The following is a 15,258-nucleotide window of genomic DNA, read 5'->3' on the forward strand; positions in this document are numbered from 1 at the left end:
CGAAACGTTTGTTGAGTGACTTTTTTGGTAATTATAAAATCGGTGTAAAAAGACTGGCCAATTGTTCTTTTAATTTTTGGATTAGCGAACGTTGTTTCATCGCTTCAAGGTTGTTTAAATAACTATTTTCAATATCTTCAATGTAGTTGGCTTTCATTTTATCAAGAGCTGGTGACGTTTCATAAATAAACGACATCATCTCGTGATTTAACCGAAAGCTTCGAATATCAAAATTCGCTGTTCCAATGGCGCCACGTTTGCCATCTATCAGGAGCATTTTTCCATGAATAAAGGAATCATCTCGATAGGAATAAACTTCTGCTCCCGCTTCTAAAAGAGTCTCAATGTAGGCGTTGCTTCCATGAAAAGACAAGGCCATATCTGCCTTTCCTGGTAGTAAAATTTTAACATCAATGCCACTCATCGCTGTTCTTCTTAACACAGCTAATGATTCGTCGTCAGGAACTAAATAAGGCGACGTTATCCACACAGATTCGTCTGCAGAATCAATCATATCAAGCATGGCATCTCGAACCAATTTTTCTTGATCGTAAGGTCCTCCATAGACCACTTGTACCCACTCGTTTCCCACCGCTTTGGGTTGGAAATAATGTTGAATCCCTTCGGCTTTAATAAATGGATTAGCAGCTTCTTTACGATTTTCCATATAAACCCAGTCATAAAGAAACGCTTCCTGAAGCTCAATCACACTATTGCCCTCGATCATCAAATGAGTATCACGCCAAAATTTGAATCGATCTACTTTCCCTAAATACTCATTGCCGACATTTAAACCGCCTGTAAAACCAATTTGACCGTCAATGACAATAATTTTACGATGGTTTCTAAGGTTGGCTGTTCGTGAAATCCAAATTGAAAAAATCGGATCATAGGCATAAAACTCAATTCCTGCCTGTTTCATCGGAGTAAGAAAAGCTGTGTTTAACTTTTTGGAACCAAATCCATCATAAAGGAATCGAACTTCCACACCTTCTCTAGCTTTTTGAATTAACAAATCTCGTAGTTCAGTACCTAGCTCATCACTTTTGTAAATATAATATTGAATATGAATATGGTGTTTTGCTTGTTTGATTGCTTTTTTTATTGCTGAAAAGGTTTCATCACCGTCAGTTAATAGGGTTAAACGATTGCCATTTAAGGCTTTAATGCCAGTTAAGGATTCGATTCGTTGAGAGGTTTTTGGTACAGTTAGTTCTTCTAATTGATCTGATAAATGATGAATTCGCTGAATCAATTTTTCTCGCTCTTTTTTTTGAGCTGTTGTAAATAGTCGATTTTGTGGATTTCTTCCAAAGAAAAAATAACAAATAACACCAAAAATGGGAAGAATGAAGATGATGGCAATCCAAGCAACTTTAGAATTGGTACTTCGGCTATCAACTAGTAACAGTCGCAATGCTATATAAATGCCAATAAGTTCGGTGATTAAGCCGGCACTAATAAAAAGACTGCTTGACAAGATAATCAGATAATAGCCTACTAGAGCTATTAACCCGGCAATCACACATAATTGAATTGTTTTTTTCATAGAATCTCCTTTTTTTATTGTGGCTTATGTTATGCTTTATTATACTGGATAATCCTAAAAAAAGAAGTTTCTATCGACTGAATTTTCTATTCAGCTTGTTTAAGTATCTTTATGAAAGGAGTTTTTACGATGATGATTATTCCTTCTGGCAAACCCAAGATTTGGGACAAAGAAACAGAAATTGGTGCCGTTGAAAGTCAATTTGCCTATACAGGAACTTTTCACCGGTTAGCTAAAGCCTATGCATTAGAATTTGATCCGCATTATCTCATAGTTTCTCCTTATTATGGTTTTTTAAGACCCACTACTGTGATTCCACACACTTACGATACGCGCTTTACCTTAAAAGGAATCACAGCCGAAACGATACAACTAGAAAGTCTTCAAAAGCAATGGCGGGAACTTGCTGTTTCCGAGACAACAATCACGGTCTTAGGTGGAAAAAAATTTCAACCTTTACTCAGTCAAATTCTGCCTTCAGGTACGACCCTTTTATTTCCACTCGATTCACTTGGTGGAATTGGTGTAATGCAGCAACACTTAAAAATAGCTGTTGCTAAAAAGAAGCCATTACCTAGCAGGAAAATAATTATTATCTAATTTGCTCAACATAAAAATATAAACAACCAATCAACAATACAATCAGCATTACAAATTTCAGCATATCCATTAGTTTCATCGTTGAATCCGTAGGCAAACTTGCTTTAAAATGTGGATTCACTTTCTTTGTTTCAAAATCAGCACTAGCAGACAATGGACTATTAGCTGGCAAATGAAAGAGTAATAAAATAAAATACCCTACAGCGCTGCTTACTAAAAAAGGAAACTGAAAAAACAGCAAAAGAAGTTCAGCTATTAATAAAGGCAATCCAATCAATAAAATCAATTCTATTCCAATACGTTTCGTCATTTTATCTCCTCCTTTATAATAAAAAAACGATTAGCATTCATACAAAATGCTAATCGTTTTCTCATTATACCATTAAAACAGCAATTAATGCTAAAATGGCTGGTAAGCCTTGCTTTAATAAAATTTGCTTGCTGGCTGTAAAATATCCATAAACAGCTGCCACAATCACACAACTTAAAAAGAATAACTGAATACTAAAAGCGCTAACTGGATTCGCAAAGAATAATCCCCAGAGTAATCCTGCTGCTAAAAAACCATTATACAAGCCTTGATTGGCCATCAGGGTTTTAACACTTTCTTGTTTTAAAAATGCTTCATCTAAACCAAATGTTTTCTGAGCCGTCTTACTTGTTGAAAAAAACATTTCCAATCCTAAAATATAAAAATGTTCTACTGCTACAAGTAACACTAAAATAAATGCAACGATTTCCATTCAAATTCCCCTTTTATTGTTCAAATTTAATAACGATTTTTCCAACTGCATGATGCGTTTCACTTAATGCATGGGCATCGTAAATGCCTTGTTGTGAAAATAAGAATGTCGCACCAATAACGGACTTCACTTTTCCAGCTTCCATCAAATCAGCAATTTGAGCCAATTGTTTCCCATCTGGTTTTAACCAAATATTATGAAAAGCAACGTCGTGTTCTTTGCTTAAAGCAGGATCGGTTTCTCCAACGATTGAAACCATTCGACCTGTATGGGGTTTTAAAACTTTGAAGCTATTTTTTTGAATGTCGCCACCCATTGTGTCAAAAACAACATCCACGTCTTTTAAGATATCCACAAAATTTTCAGTATGATAATCGATGACTTGATCGGCGCCTAAACTTAAAAGTAACGCTTTATTTTTTTCGCTGGCAGTTGTAATGACTTTTGCACCTTTATTTTTGGCTAATTGAATGGCATAGGTTCCAACGCCACCGGCTCCAGCATGAATCAACACGGTTTCACCTGCTTTTAAATCGCCATAATCAAACAATGCTTGCCACGCTGTTAAGCCTGCTAATGGCACTGCACCAGCTTCTTCAAAGGTCACATTTTCTGGGATTTTTGCTACTAAATGATCGTCTACTGCTGTATATTCTGCATACGTCCCAAAACGAGTTGTCTCTGGACGAGCAAATACCTTGTCGCCTACTTTCCAATCGGTTACGTCGCTTCCCACTTCACTGATAACCCCCGCAACGTCCCAACCTAAGATAATCGGAAATTCCCAATCCATCATTTGTTGCAAATACCCTTCACGTAATTTCCAATCAATTGGATTAATTGACGTTGCCATTTCTTTAACAATCACTTGATGTGCTGTTGGTTTTGGCATTGGCACTTCCATTTCTTTTAGTTGATCTTTTCCACCATAGTTTTCAATTACGACTGCTTTCATTTTTATCATCCTCCTTAGTTATTTTAACGCTGTTTATTGATAGTTTATTTAAGGTTATCCACAGCTGCTCTAATTCATCCTCAGAAATATTGGCAAACAGTTGCGCTTCGTACTTATCTTTTTCTGTAATCATCGTTTTTAGTTCTTTTCGACCTTTTTCTGTTAAGGATATTCGTCGGAAGCGTTTGTTAGTAGGATCGACTACTCGTTGAATGAATTGATCTGTTTCTAATTTTTTTAAATGTCTCGTAACACTCGCTGCATCAATAGCTAATTTTTTTTGAATGTCTTGCTGACAAAGATTTGGTGTGCCGTAAATAAAAAATAAAATCTCTAGCTTCGTGAAGCTAATGCCTGTTTCTTCTTCAAAATGAACGTTCATTTCTTTGTATACAGTGTTCATTCTGTAAAATAATAAGGACTTGTGACTGCAGTTTTCTGTCATTAGCTACTCCCTTCGACTTCAATACTTGACCCATCAACTATGATACTCTATTTGGATTCATTATACAAAATATTTGCTTTCAAAATAGAAAAAATCAGGTTAAAAAAAGAGTTTGTGGAAAAATAGAGTTATACACAATAGTTATGCACAGGCATGTGCATAACTAACTATTTTTTTAGTTAAATCCCTTTTTTTCAACTTTTTTTATCCACAGCTTTTCCACAGTGTGCACAAAAATAGAAAACACCTCCGTTTTCCTTCATTTTACATGAATTCAACGAGAGGTGTTTTGGAGTTTTACGATTAGTTTCAGATTTTCTACATTTTTTTAGCGCATTGTTACAAATTCTTCTGATCCAGTCGGATGAATTGCGACAGTATTATCAAAGTCAGCTTTTGTAGCCCCCATCTTAATTGCTACTGCGAATCCTTGAATCATTTCATCCACACCATATCCAATACCGTGGAGCCCGACTACTTTTTCTTCTTTCCCAACACAAACTAGTTTCATTCGACATAATTGACGATGACTTGTGACTGCTGTATACATTGAGGTAAAAGAAGATTGATAAATTTTAACCTCGTCACCAAATTGTGCCCTTGCTTCTGGTTCTGTTAAGCCTACAGTTCCAATAGGTGGGTGGCTAAATACTACCGTTGGGATGTTGTGATAGTCAAGGTGTTCATCTGGCTTGTTATTAAATAAGCGCTCAGATAAACGACGTCCAGCTGCTACAGCTACAGGAGTCAACTCAACGCGACCTGTAATGTCTCCAACTGCATAAATACCTTTGACGGTTGTATTTTGATAATCGTCGACTTTAATGTAGCCTTTTTCATTCACTTCAACAGATGTATGTTCTAATTTCAAGGTTTCGGTTACGGGTGTCCGTCCAATGGCCCAGATTAAGGTATCCACCGTTTCTTTTGTTCCATTTTCAAAAGTGATGGTCAAAGTAGCATCTGCATTTTTTTCCACAGATTTTGGAATCGCGTTCGTGTGTAGCGTTGGCCCATCTTGTTTCATTGCTTCCACTAGCCCTTCTACCACTAGTGGATCAAAGTTTCTAAGTGGGGTTTCTTTACGAACGAAGAGATGCGTTTCAGAACCTAGTCCATTTAATACTCCGGCTAATTCAACTGCGATGTAACCCGCACCAATCACTGCTACTTTTTTTGGCAACGAGCGTAGTGCAAAAAATCCATTAGAATCAATGCCGTATTCCGCTCCTGGAATTGATGGGATTGTCGGTTTTCCACCTGTTGCAATTAAAATATGATCGGCTGTTAATTGTTCGCCGTTCACTTCAATCGTTTTCTCATCAATAAAGGTTGCATACCCTTTGATAAGGTCAACCTTGTTATTATCTAAGCCTCTTTGATAGGATTGATGAATACGGTCAATGTAGCTTTCACGACTGTCAACTAATTTTTGAAAATTAAATTCGGTTACATCTACTGAAAATCCGTAGTCCGGTGCATATAAGTGCATGGCTTCGTTTAATTGGGCGCCATGCCACATTACTTTTTTGGGAACACACCCTACATTTACACAGGTTCCGCCTAATTCTTTTGGTTCTATTAAGGCACATTTCATGCCATAGCTTGCTGCTCGATTGATAGAAGCAATCCCGCCACTTCCTCCGCCAATTGCGATATAATCGTATTTTTTTGTCATTTGAAAACCTCCGTAAATTGTCTTTAGCTCACCTTCTAGTATAAAGAGTCTCTTACAAAATGTAAATTGATTGAACTACACTCATATAAAAAAAGAAAATGACGGTTAGTCATTTTCTTGATTTTGCTTGGGTTTATGAGTTGATTTAGGTCTAGTTGATTTAGTTTGACGTGAATTTTCATTTTTTCTAATGGATGTTGTAGGTCTTTTTTTTCTAGTTTGACTATTTGCATTAGCTGCCTTTTGTTTTCTGACTGCGTGTGCCTTACGACGTTTGCGTTCTTGTTCACGTTTCTTCTTTTGATTTGCTTTGTAACGTTTAATGAAATAGAGGAGTACGATTAGTAAGATAAGGAGTACGCTACCACCAATGATGTAATAAAGCGTATTGTCTTTTTCAAGATCGCTTGCTGTTGCATTTAGTTTTTTTGCAGTTTCTCGGTCAATGGTAAATTCTTTTTCAAAAGACCATTTTTTGTCTGCTGGATCAGATTTAGCGTTGATTACAATGCGATAGTTTCCAGCTTTATACGCTTGATTTCCCAGACCCACTCCGAAATTGAAATTTGAATTGGGCGCCATTCGTAGATTTTTTTTTTGTTCTTCAAATAAAGGCTCTTTGCCTTTTTCTGTATAAATTTTCACAGCTATTTCCAATTCTTCAATTGGGGTCGCTTTTGTATTTGATAGGTTTGTTTTGATGGTATTTGTTCCCATCACTTGTCCTGCAAAAACCTTGTTTAGTTTCATTTCTGGCACAACTATGGTTTCATTCTCAACTAGAACAACACCGATATTATACGTTAAGACATTTTTTATTTTCATACCTGTCTCGTTTTTCTTTTCACCATCGTCTTTTGTTTCTTTTAATTTTACGTTAATGCCGCCTGCAATCATGCCTTCGTATTCTTCCGTTGGCATTTTTAACTTTATTTTAACAGATGTTTCGCTGTTCGCAGGTACGGTCACGTCTTTGTCTGTGGTTGCAATTGATGTAAAGGGATGAACTAATGAAGAATCCACTTTTTTTACATCGTCTGGATAGGCAATAATGCCATTGTCATTTGTAATAGCAGGAGTGAGGGTTACTTCAACCTTTTGATCTTCATTAGAGCTGTTTCCTAATTTTAATTCAATTTCTTGTTCGTCTCCTGGCTCCATTTTTAAATAGAAGTAAGAAACTTGCTTGTTAAACTGATTTTCTGGTAACACGGCATTTACAGATATTGGCATCCCTGTTTCTGCTTCTACAGGTTTTGATAAAACTATTAGCATGACTATGGCCATTGCTGTCATCAAAGAAAAAATGTTTGATTTTTTCATTTTTTAATCGCTCCCTTAAGTATCCTCTTGCTTCGTTGATTTTATTTTTAAATGAGGAAAGATTCGGGTTCATAAAAACCCGAATCTCATTTTTTTGTTAAAATGAAAAAAAAGAGTTCTATCCTTACAAAAAAAATAGCAAGCAAACTCATTTTAATTTTTCATAAAATGAATTTACTTGCTATTAAATAAAAATGACATTTGGTCAATTTTGTTTTTTTCTACTTGTTGTAGTTGCTGTGCCAATTTCTCCCATTCTGCTTTTGTAGGTGAACTATTCCAGTAAAAGACGCTCCCATTGTTTTCTTTAATTTCAATGCTATCGCTAATAATACAATCGCTAAGTTCTTGAGCTTTTTTATTAATTTCCAAATTGTACGGCATTTTTTTAATTTCTTGGATTAACAATTTTTCTTCAATCTTTCCTTTTTTGGATATGAGGTTCACATATAATCTTGGTCGATAATGATTGCTTTCAATAATGGTGCTTAATAATTGCTGAATGTAATGATAAAACCGTGTATCTATTGAGGCTTTCGTTCTTTTTCCAACTAAATAAAAGGCTTGAAATTTTTCTTTAAACAATGAAGGTACTGTATGAAGCTTTTCATCAAACTGCAAGTAGGAAATAAATGGATCGTTTAAATAATTGTGATAAAACAACGCTTCGAAAAATGCCCCTTCCATTAGGTGCACTTCTTCTGATGAAGTCACTTGAAAAATACGGTAAAACTGTTTTAAATATCCTTGAGATTGCTTGTATAAGTTGGAATCGGGTAATTGCTCTATTTGAATGTCTTCAATTAGACTTCCTCCCACCTGTGGTTGGGCAATCAAAAAGAAAATAAAGTATAAAAATTCCATCTCATTTTTTCTTTCATATTCGGTTAATTCGTTAGTTGTTGTGGCTATTATTTTTTTAAGCCACGGCACTAAGCGTTTATAACTCGGACTGGCTGCTGCTATCTCATGAAATAAACCGATTTCTGGAAGTATATGCTGCGTTTCTATTCTGGTCTTTTGAATGCCAATCCAATACACTATCTGTTCTCTTGAAGGCTCCGTTAAGTCCACTTTAAGAAGTGCTTCTGCCTCTTTTAGCTGTCGTGTAATAAGTGATTGATTGATGTTTAAAAAGGGCCAATTCATACTTTCGTAATGCTCCCAAAAAAAATGATAGGAAAAAAAGCGAATCTTGATTTCTTTCCCTATTATTTTTAACGGCTCATTTTCAAAGTTTAAATCAAAGTTTTTTAAGTAATGACTTAACGCCATTTTCTTCTTATAGAAATGACTGTAACTAAAAAAATAATTTCTAGAAAATGCTGTTGCGCTTTCGTGCTTTTCAAAGAAAAGAGTTGTATAAAATAAATAGAAAAAAGATTTCTTTTTTAAATCTGAATAAACGATTTCGATGTTGAATGTATTTTTTTTTATTAATTTATAGTTCGTTTTTTGTTTGATTAATTGAATTTCATCCCGCCATTTCTCTAGATATTCTTTTGCTTCTGTCAGTTCTAAAATAGTTGTTTTTACGCTCAAATCAAGAAACTCAGCTAATTCGGCTAATGAAAAAAAAACCTCGTTTGAATTTAAACGTTTTAATAACTTTATTTTCCGATCAATTACTTTATCCATTAAAGGTTCCATCGTATCGCTCTAACTCCTTTAGTAATAAGCCGTCTCCTAATTCATCAATAAATAGGGTTTTTTTTACATTTTTAAATTTGGTCCCTACCATCAATTCAATTTCTTGGCTGGTATATTTCTTTGGCAACACAATAAATTTTGTGATTTTTCGTTCAATTTGTTCTGCTGTTAAAAATTGAACACAGTAAATAAAGCTATCCTTCCAATGATCTTCAATTTTCATTACGCCTTCTCCCTTCTACTCTTCATCGTACTTGGGTTTTACTCCAAATAACATTCTTCCTGTAATACCTGCGCAAACTTGACTAATGTAACTTGGCTCATCTGGCGTTCCTCCGTCTCCCTCGTCGTCTTCGTTTGCATTTAAAATAACCGCTTGATTTTCGACCAAACAAAATCGCTTCACAGGGTATTTAGGTGCATTTTTAACTTTAATTTGTTCTGGTACGTCCCCATTAGGCAATGAGATATCGCTTCGATTTGGTTGAATTCCGTTGCCTTCTTCTGGCTTTGGTTCAAGGACATCCTCCCGTTTCTTTTGTTGGTGAGGTACTGGTGTAATTTCAACACTTGGATCTAATGGATCAACAGGATGTAGACGAACTACATTTTGTTCCTCATTTAAACTGTCCTCTTGAACTTCTGCTTGGGCAATTTTATTAGGAACTAAATACCCTAATGACAAAATACTGCCAAAAAGAATCCAGTTCTTGATAGATGAATACTTCGTGAATTTATCCATTTACAATGCCCTCTGTTTCTTTGCTTTTTTTAATTCTCATTAACGCTTCTCCAACATTTGCCCAATCAGATGCTGTTGGAGGCATATTCCAAACCAAATATTCACAATTCACTAGCTTTTCATTAAAGTAATAGTCTGAAATTAATAAATCGGTCTCGCTAGTTAAAGTATCCGAAACTTCAATATTCAAGTAACTAAAGGTTTGCAAGTTCGTCAAAATCATTTGATTGTAGTTCACACCTAGTGAAAAATCAACACAAATTTTAATCGGTTTCATAAAAAAGGCTGGTGGAAAGGTGTTGATAATAATAAATAGATATTGATAAAACAAAAATTCTTTATTTAACGCGATATTTCGGTATCCTTTTTCCTTTGAAATTTTTTCTAAAAATTCAATTGAAAAATGATATGCGTCCCAATAATTTTCCTTAATGTATTCCACATTCATATTTTTCGTAAACTCTGTGTTGATTCGCTCAAAATAAAAGACTTTAAAGTGAATAAAATCTAGTTGCTGTAAAAATTGTTCTTTTAAATCGTCTGGAATGTCTTTGGCTAGGTAACGACTAAGTTCTTCCATTAAAAAATTAGAAAATAGCTGATACTCACTTTTTTCTGTTTGAAATGAGATTTTTTTTATCGCTTTTTTTTCAGTAGATTGCTCTTTAATAATCGTTTCACCAATTAAAAAAGCAAAAATAAAGTTCGCCTCAGCAATTAAAAAGTTTTGTTGTTCAATTCCCGTATAGGTTTTAACAAAATCAATAATCGTTAGATAGATGGCTTCATGATACTGCTCTCTGGGAAGCTCTTTGTCTTTTATTTTGCTAGCATTAAACAAATAACAATCTGTCCCAATTCTATTAAACATCACCCCAATAAAAAAAGACAATTTGGTCTTTGTCGCTTCGGAAAACGATTTTTGCTCAATTTTTTCTAAATTAGTAATTAACTCTTGAGAAACCGCCTTTAATTCATCTGCAAAGGGAAATTCTATTTGATTGAAAACAGGCACGTAAAATTGATAAAAAAACATGCGAATATTCATTTCATCGCCTGCTAATTTGAATTTCGAAGAGAGACGAATGTCGTGTTCATTCAGTATTTTTTTAATCTCCATTAGCCGTTTGTAAATCTTGGTGTAACTGACAAAGTTTTTTTCAGAATAGTAATTGATGTTTTCAAATGTTCCTTTAAAAATTTCATCCAGTAACTCAAAGGATAGAGATTGCTTCAAATAAATCCAAAGAAGTAAATTAATTGAAGCTGCCCCAGACTTTTTTAAAAGAATCACCTTGTCTGTTTTAGAGAGCGTAAAATAATGGCTTAATTGATATTTTTCGATATCTTCAATCAATTCATTTACAGTTCTCACTAGAATGAATTCTGATATTTTTAGATTTTTGCTAATTGTCGAAATTGAAGCTTGTTGCAAATAGCTTTCTTCTAAAAAATTTATTACTTCAATTTTTCGGCTATCTGATTTTTCTAAAAATTTCTGCAAAATTATCCCTCCGATAAATTCATTTAACTTTAATTTTTCCTATCAAACGGTTGACCTTACCATTTGCTTCCTTATTTTTATTTCTGCGAATGTTGTTTCTATATCGCTTAATAATGCTAAATGTAACGATTAGCATTAAGATTAGGCACAGAACGATCTGCCAACCAACTAATTTAAATTGGCTTTTCCTAGATTGATTTAGAAACTTTTTTTCAACTTTTTGATAGGCTTTGGCTGGTTCTGATAAGGTGGTTCCTTTCTCATCTTTAATCCCTTGATCTTGATGGACTAAAATAGCTGTAACAATCCAGCGTTTATCTGTTTGAAAAGGAACATCACATGTAACTAAAGTTAAACGATTATCTCCTTGATTCGCTAAAATTGATAGTTCTGACTCGTGAACCAGTTTGGTATTTAAGACTTGATAGGTATACTCTTCTGTTTGATTGGTTAGTTGAATGAGCATTCCTTCTTTTATTTTTAAAAGAGGACCAAATAATAGTGATTCGTCATATAAATGATGCCCAGCTAAGGCATAGTTTCCTACGCCCATCTCTTGTTGCTCACTCATCGTCCCCACACCAGAAAGTAAATTTTGATTGGTCATACCTTTAAAAATTGGTAAATTTAAATTTAAGTTTTCAATCGTCAACTGACCAATGATTAAGTCCGGTTTTGGGGTTATTACTTGAACCGCAATCTCTTTGATTGTGGGAGGCTGAATGCTTTCATAATCAAAGATCGCAGGTTTTTTAGTGTTGGCAATCCATTCATTTGGCTTATATTCTTTAGTGAGATAACGGTTGGAGTTGCTTGCGATTAATTCATTTTTCAACCATGGTGTCAAAATAAAACACAAGCCAATTCCAATTGCTAAAACAATCGAAGTAAGTTGAAGATAGTCTTTTATTTTCTGGTTTTTCTTTTTTTGACTACTCATTTCCAACTGACTCCTTTAGGTTTACTCGTTTTTGTTTTTTCTTTTTCTAGTTTCCATTGCTTGGCGTTTTTTACGTTTTTGAGCCATTTTCTTTCTTCTTTCAGCTTCTTCTTTTTGTTTCTTGCGACGTCTGTATAGGATGAAAATAAGAAGGGCAATAGCTAATAGAATGACACCAATGAGGATGTACAGCCAATAAGAAGGGTCTTTAATTTGGACATCCTTTGTATTGAGCTCTTTTGCAACTTCTGCTGAAATCGTAAAATCTTTTTTCCATTTCCAGACATTGTCTTTAGATTTTGCTGTCATTTCTAGTGTGTATTCGCCAGCTTCCAGTTTTTTTCCTTCTAATGAAATGGGATAAGCAAAATGGGAATTAGGAGCCATCTGCATGGCTTCTTTTGAAGAACGATACAAGGTTTTTGTGTTGCCTTTGTAAATGATTTTGGATTGAACTGATAACTGATTAACGTAAACTGGAGTTGTATTTTGAATGGTGGCATTGATGACATTTCGTGCATTTACTTGTCCAGCCTCTACTTTGTTGAGTTTTAATAAAGGATCTACGGCTTTATCATTGACACTTAAAACCATCGCCACTACATAAGCATAATTATTTTGAATAGAAAGACCTTTGTCATCACTTGCTGCGTTTTCTTTTGTTTCTTGTTTTTCTTGTAGCGTAATTCCACCGGCTAAAATACCGTCAAATTCTTCTTCAGGCATCGTCACTGCTAGTGGCAATACAACGCTACTTTTAGCGGGTATTTTAATTGATTTATCAACTTCTACTAAATCACTCAATTGGTAGTTCAATGTTGAATCTTGTTTTTCTTTAGTTGGACCATACTCCACTACTCCATTTAAGTTAGTGGTTGCACTTGTTACTTTCGGCTCTACGATTACCTCTTTTTCTGTATCATTTCTTAAATTTATTTCTACTAATTGATTTTTTCCAGGTGTCATTTTTAAATCAAAATATGTCTTGGTTTTATCGATTTGATTGTCAGGAATAACAGGTTCTACGGCAAAATTGAGTTCTGCTCCTTGGGCTGTTTTAGCATAAAATCCAATAAAACTAAAGGTAAGTGTGATTATACTAAGTATCTTAACTAATTTTTTCATGGTGAGCTCCTTAAAATATAGTATGAAAAGCATCGACCTAGTAGCTGTCGATGCTTTCCATCATTAAAATGGTGTAAGTGTTTACTCTGGTGTGTCGTTGCCTGGTACATCTGTTAATGTGTACGTTAATGTTGTTGTATATGTTTCAGCAAGCTTTGTTAATTTACCTGGAACGGCTAATTTAACACTTGTTGCTTTAGCGGCATCATCACCTGAACGATAAATATGTGTTCCAGCACCTTCGCCAGCTTTTGCTGTCATTACATTTTGTGCTGCCCCTGTACCGTCGGCAACTAAGGTGAATTCAGTTGCAATAAGTGAAGGTACTTTTGAATCCGTTGCTGTTGCAACTTGACCATTTGTAAATGAAATTTGTGCACCGGTTAATTCACGGTTAGATGTTTTTGATTTGAATTGCCCGTTTTGTTTTACTTGTAAAGTCCAACCTTGTTCGCCTCCACGGTTGTCTGTTACTTGAACGTAATTTGGACGTGTTGTTCCATCTGATAGAGGTTGAGCTTCTGCGAAATAATCTTTATCGCTTGAAACAATTTTGTTTTCACCAAAGTATAATGGGGACGCAAAATCGATACTCAAAGGTCCGTTTGTACCTGGGTTGATTGGTTTATCTGGATCTTCTGGATCAACTGGTGTTGTTGGTTTTTCTGGATCTAATGGATCGACTGGTGGTGTAATTTCATCACTTGGTGAAAATTTCACTGTTGTATCTGTTTCGTATGTTGCTGGTAATGTCCCTGCTTCTGCTGATGCTACTACGTTTCCTAATACAAGTGTGCTTGCTAATACTGCTGTTGTTGCCATTAATTTTGTCATTTTCATTTTTAAATTCTCCCCTATACTCTTTTTTTAGTTGTTTGTTGGTGTATCTGTTAATGTCCACGTTAATTTTGTTGTATATTTCACTGCATCTTTTGGTGTTTTACCTGGAATTTCTAAAGTGATTGCTTTATTTTTTTGAACGGTTTCAGTTCCTTCTGTTACTTCTTCAACGGTTCCGAAACGGTCAACCCAAGTACCCGCACCTGCTCCATCTGCTGCATTCATCACCATTGAGGCTTCACCCGTTGGATCTAGTGTAATAGTTTCTACTTTAGGTGCTAAGATTCCTTCTGAAACACTTGCTGCTACTGGACTTATCAATTTAATAACTGAACCTGTCAATTCTTTGTTCATCGCTGTTTCATTTTTTAATTGACCTTCTTGTTTCACTGTCAATGACCAACCTGCATTGCTTCCGCGGTTATCTGAAATTTGAACATAGTTTGAAACAAAACGACCATCGCTTAATTTAACTGCATTTGCATGATAAGTTTCATCACGGTTTGTAATTTTATTTTTTCCAAAATCTAAACTAGAAGCGTAATCAATACTCAACGGTCCAGCTGTTCCTGGATTTGGCGTTTCATCTGGATTTGTTGGATCGATTGGTTGAACCGGTTTGTTAGGGTCTGGATTTTCTGGATCAACTGGTGGTGTAATGCCATCAAATGGCACAAATTCAATCGAACCGTTTGATTCATATACGCCGCCGTCTGCTGCTAACGCTACTGATGCTGTGCTTAGTGCTGTTAAGATAATTGCTGATGTTGTGATTAATTTAGTTAATTTCATTTTTATTTCCCCCGAATTTTTTATAATTTATTTTTTAGTTGAAATCGATGATAGAGCAAATATCCATTCCAACATAAAATGACTCCCCCGATAACAAAAAAACTGATTGGTGATTGATCACCTGTTTGCGGTAGTTTAGCTCCGTTGGTCACCCCACTGTTTACTGGTACATTACCTTGCCCATTTGTACTTGGCAAAGTAGGGTCAACCAATGGGTCTTCTTCTGTTGGTTCTTCATAAACTCCATAAAATTCAACTTCCCCATTAGACTGATATGCATTTGTTTCAGCTGCAGATACTTTTTTATCCCCCATGGAAAAAGTTAAAATTAGGATGACTGCGATTAAGCAACTATGTTTTTTCATCTTTTTC

Annotated in this window: 17 protein-coding genes; 1 reads left to right on the top strand and 16 read right to left on the bottom strand. The window is 35.0% G+C overall.

The window, feature by feature from the left end; translation table 11 throughout:
- Positions 1-31 precede the first annotated feature (31 nt).
- On the bottom strand, positions 32-1,549 hold the full coding sequence (cls, locus tag CDIMF43_RS12330) for a cardiolipin synthase (protein WP_109842172.1): 1,518 nt from the start codon (positions 1,547-1,549) through the stop codon (positions 32-34).
- 111 nt (positions 1,550-1,660) lie between these two features.
- On the opposite strand from cls, the gene CDIMF43_RS12335 reads away from it, so the two are divergent.
- Positions 1,661-2,149 (top strand): DUF6884 domain-containing protein, encoded by a 489-nt coding sequence (locus tag CDIMF43_RS12335; RefSeq protein ID WP_233218325.1) that lies wholly within the window; start codon positions 1,661-1,663, stop codon positions 2,147-2,149.
- Here the strand turns inward: CDIMF43_RS12335 and CDIMF43_RS12340 are convergent.
- From CDIMF43_RS12340 to CDIMF43_RS12410, 15 genes are all read right to left on the bottom strand, one after another.
- Positions 2,142-2,459 (bottom strand): hypothetical protein, encoded by a 318-nt coding sequence (locus CDIMF43_RS12340; protein WP_109842174.1) that lies wholly within the window; start codon positions 2,457-2,459, stop codon positions 2,142-2,144. The two genes, CDIMF43_RS12335 and CDIMF43_RS12340, sit on opposite strands and share 8 nt — an antisense overlap.
- Positions 2,460-2,523: 64 nt before the next feature.
- A complete protein-coding gene (locus CDIMF43_RS12345; RefSeq protein ID WP_109842175.1) occupies positions 2,524-2,892 on the bottom strand; it encodes a DUF1304 domain-containing protein in 369 nt (122 codons plus the stop codon).
- A gap of 13 nt (positions 2,893-2,905) precedes the next feature.
- Complete coding sequence (locus CDIMF43_RS12350) at positions 2,906-3,847, bottom strand: NADP-dependent oxidoreductase (RefSeq protein WP_109842176.1); 942 nt, start codon at positions 3,845-3,847, stop codon at positions 2,906-2,908.
- On the bottom strand, positions 3,828-4,292 hold the full coding sequence (locus CDIMF43_RS12355; RefSeq protein WP_034568363.1) for a MarR family winged helix-turn-helix transcriptional regulator: 465 nt from the start codon (positions 4,290-4,292) through the stop codon (positions 3,828-3,830). The genes CDIMF43_RS12350 and CDIMF43_RS12355 overlap by 20 nt, the downstream gene beginning before the upstream one ends.
- Positions 4,293-4,620: 328 nt before the next feature.
- On the bottom strand, positions 4,621-5,970 hold the full coding sequence (gorA, locus tag CDIMF43_RS12360; protein WP_109842177.1) for a glutathione-disulfide reductase: 1,350 nt from the start codon (positions 5,968-5,970) through the stop codon (positions 4,621-4,623).
- Positions 5,971-6,075: 105 nt separating this feature from the next.
- Positions 6,076-7,293 (bottom strand): DUF916 and DUF3324 domain-containing protein, encoded by a 1,218-nt coding sequence (locus CDIMF43_RS12365; protein ID WP_233218326.1) that lies wholly within the window; start codon positions 7,291-7,293, stop codon positions 6,076-6,078.
- 174 nt (positions 7,294-7,467) lie between these two features.
- A complete protein-coding gene (locus CDIMF43_RS12370) occupies positions 7,468-8,943 on the bottom strand; it encodes a helix-turn-helix domain-containing protein (protein WP_109842178.1) in 1,476 nt (491 codons plus the stop codon).
- Positions 8,924-9,166, bottom strand: coding sequence for a hypothetical protein (locus CDIMF43_RS12375; RefSeq protein ID WP_109842179.1), 243 nt, complete (start codon positions 9,164-9,166; stop codon positions 8,924-8,926). Before CDIMF43_RS12375 ends, CDIMF43_RS12370 begins: the two co-directional genes overlap by 20 nt.
- A 15-nt stretch (positions 9,167-9,181) precedes the next feature.
- Positions 9,182-9,685 (bottom strand): hypothetical protein, encoded by a 504-nt coding sequence (locus CDIMF43_RS12380; RefSeq protein ID WP_109842180.1) that lies wholly within the window; start codon positions 9,683-9,685, stop codon positions 9,182-9,184.
- Positions 9,678-11,189, bottom strand: coding sequence for a helix-turn-helix domain-containing protein (locus CDIMF43_RS12385; protein ID WP_162532949.1), 1,512 nt, complete (start codon positions 11,187-11,189; stop codon positions 9,678-9,680). The genes CDIMF43_RS12380 and CDIMF43_RS12385 overlap by 8 nt, the downstream gene beginning before the upstream one ends.
- A 19-nt stretch (positions 11,190-11,208) precedes the next feature.
- Complete coding sequence (locus CDIMF43_RS12390; protein ID WP_109842182.1) at positions 11,209-12,129, bottom strand: class A sortase; 921 nt, start codon at positions 12,127-12,129, stop codon at positions 11,209-11,211.
- A 21-nt stretch (positions 12,130-12,150) separates the two neighbouring features.
- On the bottom strand, positions 12,151-13,254 hold the full coding sequence (locus CDIMF43_RS12395; RefSeq protein ID WP_109842183.1) for a DUF916 and DUF3324 domain-containing protein: 1,104 nt from the start codon (positions 13,252-13,254) through the stop codon (positions 12,151-12,153).
- Between the two features lie 81 nt (positions 13,255-13,335).
- Complete coding sequence (locus CDIMF43_RS12400; RefSeq protein WP_109842184.1) at positions 13,336-14,094, bottom strand: WxL domain-containing protein; 759 nt, start codon at positions 14,092-14,094, stop codon at positions 13,336-13,338.
- Between the two features lie 27 nt (positions 14,095-14,121).
- Positions 14,122-14,886, bottom strand: coding sequence for a WxL domain-containing protein (locus CDIMF43_RS12405; protein ID WP_074401647.1), 765 nt, complete (start codon positions 14,884-14,886; stop codon positions 14,122-14,124).
- Positions 14,887-14,906: 20 nt separating this feature from the next.
- On the bottom strand, positions 14,907-15,251 hold the full coding sequence (locus CDIMF43_RS12410; protein WP_109842185.1) for an LPXTG cell wall anchor domain-containing protein: 345 nt from the start codon (positions 15,249-15,251) through the stop codon (positions 14,907-14,909).
- Positions 15,252-15,258: the final 7 nt, after the last annotated feature.

Origin of the sequence: Carnobacterium divergens, assembly GCF_900258435.1 — a bacterium.
GTDB classification, from domain to species: Bacteria; Bacillota; Bacilli; order Lactobacillales; family Carnobacteriaceae; genus Carnobacterium; species Carnobacterium divergens_A.